Annotated in this window: 1 protein-coding gene; it reads left to right on the plus strand. The window is 49.8% G+C overall.

Translation table 11 applies throughout. The annotated features are described in order from the left end of the window. On the plus strand, positions 1-602 hold a 602-nt coding region (locus tag A3763_RS22940), incomplete at both ends, for an NAD(P)H-hydrate dehydratase (RefSeq protein ID WP_304440840.1).

The following is a 602-nucleotide window of genomic DNA, read 5'->3' on the forward strand; positions in this document are numbered from 1 at the left end:
GTCAGAGGCCTGTATGCTGACGCTATTGAAGCAGCAAATAAATCTACTGCCCCGATATTAGCGATTGATATTCCATCGGGCTTAAATGCCAATACGGGCAGTATAATGGGCACCGCAATCGAAGCCGACTGCACTGCGAGTTTTATTGCCCTAAAACTGGGCTTATTTACCGCTGAAGGTCAACACTATACTGGCGAACTATATTACGACGACCTGGAGGTGCCAGCCAAAATTATTAATGAGCAGACGCCTATCGCTCATTGCTTGTCACTGCAGAAATTACTAGATCAAGTTTCTGTCCGGCCCCGCCATTTTCACAAAGGTAATTGTGGGCACACCCTCATTGTCGGCGGAGACCGGGGCTATGGTGGCGCGGTACTCATGGCTGCTGAAGCAGCACTTCGCTGCGGCTCAGGCCTGACGAGCGTTATCACCCATCAAGACCACTGCTCTGCATTGCTATCACGCACACCAGAGGTCATGGTCACCTCTACTGAAAATACTCAACAAGTTGAGCAATTGCTGGACGCGGCAACGGTAATTGTAATCGGTCCGGGCCTTGGTAGATCTGCATGGTCAGAAAAGTTACTGCAAAGGGTTAT

Source organism: Oleiphilus sp. HI0128, from assembly GCF_001635365.1.